General features: G+C 68.2%; 2 protein-coding genes. Both read left to right on the plus strand.

Annotated elements, in window-relative coordinates; genetic code table 11:
- Positions 1-2418 (plus strand): type I restriction endonuclease subunit R (locus tag ACIWVC_RS32750; RefSeq protein ID WP_396455028.1); only part of this gene is annotated, 2418 nt, incomplete at its 5' end.
- Positions 2419-2474: 56 nt separating this feature from the next.
- Positions 2475-3182: a M48 family metallopeptidase gene (locus tag ACIWVC_RS32755; protein WP_396451760.1), complete on the plus strand. Its 708-nt coding sequence runs from the start codon at positions 2475-2477 to the stop codon at positions 3180-3182.
- Positions 3183-3226: the final 44 nt, after the last annotated feature.

Raw genomic sequence — 3226 nt, forward strand, 5'->3', positions numbered from 1 at the left:
CGGCTGCTGGACATCGTCCACAACTATGTGACGTTCCTGGTCACCGACGACGGCAAGACCATCAAGGCCGCGCCCCGCTACCAGCAGTTCCGGGCCGTGGACCGGGCCGTTCACCGGCTGCGTACCGGCAAGACCAAGCAGCAGGACGGGGAGCGGGACAGGCGCGGCGGGATCGTCTGGCATACGCAGGGGTCCGGCAAGAGCCTGACCATGACCTTCCTGGTCCGCAAACTCCGCGCGAGCGACGACCTCAAACACTTCAAGGTCGTCGTCGTCACCGACCGCACCCAGCTCCAGGACCAGCTCAGCGAGACCATGGAGCTGAGCGGCGAGACCGTGGACGTCGCGAAGTCCACGGCGCGGGCGCGGAGCATTCTCGGCAAGCACGGGCCGGGCCTGGTGTTCGTGATGATCCAGAAGCAGCGGGACGACGCTCCATCCGGGCCGGGGATGTCCGTCGACGCCCCGCTCGGGGAGGTCAACGCGGACGAGTCGATCGTCGTCCTCGTGGACGAGGCGCACCGGTCGCACACCGCCTCCCTCGGCACGAACCTTCAGATCGCCCTGCCGAACGCGGCCCGGATCGGGTTCACCGGGACCCCGATCATGACGAAGAAGGGCCGGCGCAGGACGAGCCTGGAACTGTTCGGCGAATTCATCGACATGTACCGGCTGAAGGACGCCGAAGAGGACGGGGTGATCGTCCCGATCCTGTACGAGGGGCTGAGCGTGCGGGGCGCCGTCCAGGACGGCCGCGACCTGGACGAGGTCGTGGACGAGATGTTCGACGAACTCTCCCCGGAGGACCGCGACCAGCTGCAACGCCGCTACGCCACCAAGGCGAAGGTGTCGGCCGCCGAAAGGCTCGTCGCCGCGAAGGCCAAGCACATGCTCCGCCATTACGTCGAACGCGTCCTCCCCGAAGGCTTCAAAGCCCAGGTCGTCGCGCTGGACCGGGTCACCACCGTCCAATACCGGGACGCCCTGATGGCCGCGCGGGACGAACTCGTCACCGAGGTCGAGGGCCTGCCCGCGCGCATCCTGGAAAAGCCGCTGGACGAGCTGAAACCGCGCCAGGCGTACCTCGTCGGCGCACACCGCCACCTCGACCTGCTGAAACGCATGGAGTTCGTCCCGGTCATCTCCGAAGGCGACTCCGAGCACGAAACCGAACTCGCCGAATGGACCGCGAAGGCGAAGCAGAAGACCCGCGTCGGCGACTTCCTCAAGCCGTTCAGCGAATCGAACGTCGGCTTCGTCATCGTCAACGCGATGCTGCTCACCGGCTTCGACGCCCCCATCGAGCAGGTCATGTACCTGGACCGCCGGCTCAAGGAGCACGACCTGCTCCAGGCCGTGGCCCGCGTCAACCGGACCGCCGACGGCAAGGAGTACGGCTACGTCGTCGACTACCAAGGCCTCGCGCAGAACCTCGTGGAAGCGCTGAAGATCTACGCGCACGACTCCTTCGACGAGAACGACCTCGCCGACGTCGAGCAGGCCCTCAAAGACGCCAAGGCCGAGCTGGCGAAGCTGGAGCCGCGCCGCAACCGGGTCCGGATGATGTTCCGCGACCCCGACGACGTCGAAAGCTGCGTCGAGGAACTTGCCGACCCGGAACTGCGGGACCGGTTCAACGCCGACTTCGCGCTGTTCGCCAAGACCTACAACGCCGTCCTGCCCGACCCGGCCGTGAAACCGTTCGAGGCCGACCTCAAACGCTTCACGGTCGTGAAGATCACCGCGACGCGGCGGTACCGGGTGGACGACGGCGAGTTCGACCCGGCCGCGTACGGCGGACGCATCCGGCACCTCATCGACGAGCACGTCACGTCCCTCGGGATCGAGCAGATGCTCCCGCCGGTCGCGCTGACCGCGCCCGACTTCACCGAGAAGGTCGAGGCGATGCCCGGCGGTTCGCGGGCCAAGGCGTCCGAGATGGAACACGCCATCCGGCACCACATCACCGTCAACAAGGCCAAGGACCCCGCCTACTACAAGCGGCTCAGCGAACGCCTGGAAGAAATCCTCCAGGAACTCAAGGAGGACTGGGACCAGCAGGTCCTCGCGCTCGAAGGGCTCATCACCGAACTGAAGGACGACGCCCCCGACGACCCGCACGGTCTCGGCCCGGTGGAGGGCGCGCTGTTCCGCCTCCTCAGCCTGGAATGCGACGACGCCGACCGCATCCCCGACCTCGTGGACGCCGCCCAGGACGTCTACCACCGCGCCGCCGAGGTCGTTCACCGCAGAGACTTCTGGCACCCCAGCAAGGAGACCGACCGGGAGGAGTTCCGCAGCGAGATCTGCGGCATCCTCTTCGACCGGCGGCTCGCGACGGCGCAGGACGTGGAGAAGCTGGCCGGCCGGCTGTTCGAAGTGATCAAGGCGAACCGGGAGCGGATACCGCGGTCGTGATCCGGGCGGCGTGTCCGGTGAGCTGCGCCGACAGGGCGGCCTGGCATCCTGGGCCCGTGAGCGATTTCCCGGGGATGCTGCGCGTCGGAGAGCTCGACGTGGCGGTGGCGGTCAGCGAACGCCGCCGCACCGTCCGGCTCACCGTGGAACGGGACGCCTCCGTCACCGCCGTCGTCCCGCCGTCCACCACCCGCGACGAACTCGCCAAGATGGTCGAGTCCAAACGATCCTGGCTGTACGGGAAACTCGCGCAGCGCCGCGAACTCGGCGAGCCGCACCCGGAGCGGAGCATCGTCTCCGGGGAAGGCTTCCTCTACCTCGGCCGCTCCTACCGGCTCAAGATCGTGGAGGCGGGGACGCCGGTGAAGCTCGTCCGGGGGCGGCTGCTGCTCGGCGAAGGCGGCGGCGCGCGGGACCTCGTCCGCTGGTACCGGCGGGTCGGTGAAGCGTGGCTGACCAAACGCATCGAGCCGTGGGCGTCCCGGATGGGCGCCGAAGTGACCGGGCTGCGGGTCATGCCGCTCGGCTACCGCTGGGGGTCCTGCTCGTCCAGCGGCCACCTCAACATCCACTGGGCGACCATGCAGCTCCCGCCCACCCTCATCGACTACGTCCTCGTCCACGAACTGGCGCATCTGGAACGCCCCGACCACGGCCCGGAGTTCTGGCGGATCGTCGACCGCGCCATGACCGGCTACGAGGAACGCCGGGAACGGCTCCGCCGGTTCGGCCCCCAACTGTGGCTTCCCGACGAAGGACGCTGACCCCCGCGGTAAGGCGACCGGCCACTGCAAGACACTGAAGGCCG

The organism is Actinomadura sp. (assembly GCF_044508335.1).
In the GTDB taxonomy this organism is placed as follows: domain Bacteria; phylum Actinomycetota; class Actinomycetes; order Streptosporangiales; family Streptosporangiaceae; genus Spirillospora.